4 protein-coding genes are annotated in these 3,401 nt (G+C 73.0%); all 4 read right to left on the reverse strand.

The annotated features are described in order from the left end of the window. Positions 1 to 5: 5 nt before the first annotated feature. Positions 6 to 719 carry an N-acetylmannosamine-6-phosphate 2-epimerase gene (locus KBX39_RS26885; protein WP_043329777.1) on the reverse strand — a complete coding sequence of 238 codons (714 nt, stop codon included), beginning with the start codon at positions 717 to 719 and terminating at the stop codon, positions 6 to 8. After that, a complete protein-coding gene (locus KBX39_RS26890; RefSeq protein WP_210873139.1) occupies positions 716 to 1,636 on the reverse strand; it encodes an ROK family protein in 921 nt (306 codons plus the stop codon). The genes KBX39_RS26885 and KBX39_RS26890 overlap by 4 nt, the downstream gene beginning before the upstream one ends. Further along, on the reverse strand, positions 1,633 to 2,475 hold the full coding sequence (locus KBX39_RS26895; RefSeq protein ID WP_013287328.1) for a carbohydrate ABC transporter permease: 843 nt from the start codon (positions 2,473 to 2,475) through the stop codon (positions 1,633 to 1,635). The genes KBX39_RS26890 and KBX39_RS26895 overlap by 4 nt, the downstream gene beginning before the upstream one ends. Further along, a partial coding sequence (locus tag KBX39_RS26900; RefSeq protein ID WP_247660640.1) for a carbohydrate ABC transporter permease occupies positions 2,465 to 3,401 on the reverse strand: 937 nt, incomplete at its 5' end. The genes KBX39_RS26900 and KBX39_RS26895, both read right to left, overlap by 11 nt.

Below are 3,401 nucleotides of genomic sequence, written 5' to 3' on the forward strand. Positions count from 1 at the left end.
TCTCTTCATCGATGCTCCCTTTTCTCCGGCGCGCTCGCCGCCCGGGGGGTGGCCGGTACCAGCCGGCGGGTGATCCACAGCGGTGAGGTGACGGCGTTGCCCATCACCACCGCGTGGGCGCCCGCCTCGAAGGCCCGGCTGATCTGCTCCGTGGTCCGGTAGCGCCCTTCGGCGATCACCGGCACGGGCAGCAGCGCGGCGAGTCGCGCCACGAGCCCGAGGTCGGGCCCGTCGATCGGTGGGCCGGCCGGCGTGTAGCCGGACAGCGTGGTGGCGACCGCGTCCGCGCCGGCCTCGACGGCGGCGACGCCCTCGGCCACCGTGGCGACGTCGGCCAGGACCAACGCGTCGCTCTGTTCGTGGACCGCGCGGACGGTGTCGGCGAAGGTCCGGCCGTCGGGCCGGGGACGGTCGGTGGCGTCCACCGCGACGACGTGCGACCCGGCCCGCGCCGCTTCGAGGGCGTGCCCGGCGGTCGGGGTGATGAACACGCCCTGCGTGCCGTGCTTGTACAACCCGATCACCGGCACGTCGACGGCGGCGCGTACGGCCCGCACGTCGTCGGGGCCGTTGACCCGGACCGCCACCGCGCCGCCACGCACCACTGCGGCCGCCACGCGGGCCTGGACGTACGGGTCGCGCATCGGGTCGTCCGGGTCGTCGGGCAGGGGCTGGCAGGACACGACCAGCCCGCCGGCGAGTTCGTCCAGGACACTCACGTGCTTGTTCCTCCGTCGTGGTGGATCGGTGCGGTGGCGAGCCGGGCGGCGCCGACCACCACCGCGTCGGCGCCCAGCGCCGCCGGAAGCAGCGGCACGTGCGCCCAGCCGCCGGGTAGCTCCGCCCGGTAGGCGGCCGTGGCGGCGGGAAGCAGCGTGGCGGCGGCGCCGCCGGCGACCACCACCGCATCCGGGTCGAGCAGGGCGACCAGCCCGGCCAGGGCCGCGCCGAGCGCGGCGCCGGCCCGCTCGACGACCTGCCGGGCGGTCGCGTCACCGGCCGCCGCGCGCCGCGCCACCTCCCAGCCGGTGACCGGGTCACCGCCGGTGAGCGCGTACGCGGCGGCCAGGCCGGTGCCGGAGGCGATCGCCTCCAGGTGCCCGTACCGGCCGCAGCCGCAGCGCAGCCGGTGCGCGCCCGGTGCCGGCAGGTGCCCGAGCTGTCCGGCCGCGCCCCGGGCGCCGCCCTCGACCCGCCCGTCGTTGACGATCGCGCCGCCCAGCCCGGTGCCGACGGCGGCCAGCAGCACGTGCCCCCGGCCCCGTCCGGCTCCGGCCCAGCACTCGCCCAGCGCCGCCGCGGCGACGTCGTTGGTGACGCGCACCGGCCGGCCCAGCCGCGCGGCCAGCTCGTCGGCCACCGGGGTGCCGGCCCACCCGGGCAGGCTGTCGGTGGCGTACCGGATGGCGCCGGTCGCCGGGTCGACGGTGCCCGCGGTGCCCACCCCGACCGGTCCGGGGCCGGCGGCGGCGAGCAGGTCCGCGGCCAGGCCGGCGGCGGTGTCCAGCACCGCGGCCGGCCCGCCGCGCGCGGGGGTGGGCGCCTCGCGGCGGTCGAGCACCCGCGCACCGGGACCGACGAGGGCGGCGGCGGTCTTGGTGCCGCCGATGTCGATCCCGACGACCGGCTCGGTCATCCCTTCAGACCGGTGTGCGCGAGGCCCTCGACGAACTGCTTCTGCGCGATGACGAACACCGCCAGCACCGGCAGCGCGGTCATCGACGCCGCCGCGAGCTGGACGTCCCACATCGGACCGCCGTACGCGTCGACGAACTGGGTGAGCGCCTGCGGCAGGGTGAACTTGTCCGGCGAGGAGAGGAACACGATCGGTTCCAGGTACAGGTTCCAGCTGTGCAGGAACGTGAAGATGGCCACCGCGCCGAGCGCGGGCCGGGACAGCGGCAGCGCGATCTTCCAGAACGTGGCGAAGCGTCCCAGCCCGTCGACCCGGGCCGCCTCCTCCAGCTCACCGGGAAGGCTGATGAAGAACTGCCGCATGATGAACGTGGCCAGCACGCTCGGCGCCCCGAAGATCGGCACCAGGATCAGCGGCCAGTGGGTGTCGATCAGGTCGAGCTTGAAGAACATCTGGAACAGCGGCACGATCGTCACCTCGCTCGGGATGAGCAGGCCCGCGAGGACGACCAGGAACAGCACGTTCTGTCCCCGGAACCGGATCCGCGCGAACGCGTACCCGGCCAGCGACGCCACGGCGAGCGTGCCGACGGTGACCAGCAGCGCGATGTAGAGGCTGTTCAGGTACTGCTGCCCGAACGGCTGCAGCTCGAACACCCGCTGGTACGCGTCCAGCCGCGGATCGGTCGGCAGCAGCTGCGGCGGGAAGGAGAAGATGTCCGCCACCGGCTTCAGCGACGAGGTGACCATCCACCAGGTGGGGAACACGAACGGGACGGCCAGGACCATCAGCACCCCGTAGAGCACCAGCTTGGTCCGCCGGGACAGGTCACGATTCATGGAAGACCCACCTCTTGCGCATCTGCCACTGCAGCACCGTCAGCGCGAGCACGATGACGAACAGCAGGATCGACAGCGTGGCGCCGTAGCCGAAGTGATGGAACTGGAAGGCCTGCTGGTAGAGGTAGTAGACGAGCACCGTGGTCGAGGTGCCGGGTCCACCCTGGGTCAGCACCGCGATCTGCGCGAACACCTGCAGCGAGCCGACCACCGTGATGATCGACGTGAGCATGATCGTCGGGCTGATCAGCGGCACGGTGATCCGCCAGAACTGGCGCAGCCGGCTCGCGCCGTCGACCTCGGCGGCCTCGTACAGCTCGGCCGGCACGCCCTGCAGGGCGGCCAGGAACAGCACCATGTTCAGGCCGACGTTCTTGAACACCTGCACGACGATCACCGACAGCATCGCCGTGCCCTCGCCGCGCAGCCAGTTGGGGCCGTCGACGCCGATCGTGTCGAGCAGGCCGTTGATGCCGCCGTTGTCCTGCAGCAGGAAGCCCCAGACGATGGTCCACGCGACGAGCGAGACCACCACGGGGGAGAAGAACAGGGTGCGGAACACGATGGTCCCGCGCAGCTTCTGGTTGAGCAGGACGGCCAGCAGCAACGCCAGGCCGAGGTTGAACACGACCAGGCCGACCGAGAACAGGCCGGTCGACCGCAGCACCGGGCCCAGGTTGGGGTCGTCGGCCAGCGCGGCGTAGTTGTCGGTGCCGATGTAGTCGAAGCTGCCGGCCAGCACGTTCCACTCGTGCAGGCTGTACCAGACCACGAGGACCAGCGGCAGGATCACGAAGACCACGCTGCCGAGCAACTGCGGGGTGATGAACAGGTATCCGGTGAGCTGGTCCCGGCGGCGGGTGGTCCAGAACGGCCGGGCCCGGCCCGGGGCGGGCCCGGCAGCAGCCGGGCCCACCCGGGTGTCC

The organism is Micromonospora sp. D75 (assembly GCF_018070405.1).
Classification (GTDB): Bacteria; Actinomycetota; Actinomycetes; order Mycobacteriales; family Micromonosporaceae; genus Micromonospora; species Micromonospora chalcea.

Bases quoted from the DNA above. Each gene is read 5' to 3' on its own strand.
- KBX39_RS26890 (WP_210873139.1), bottom strand. From the start codon at position 1,636: ATGACCGAGCCGGTCGTCGGGATCGACATCGGCGGCACCAAGACCGCC.
- KBX39_RS26895 (WP_013287328.1), bottom strand. From the start codon at position 2,475: ATGAATCGTGACCTGTCCCGGCGGACCAAGCTGGTGCTCTACGGGGTG.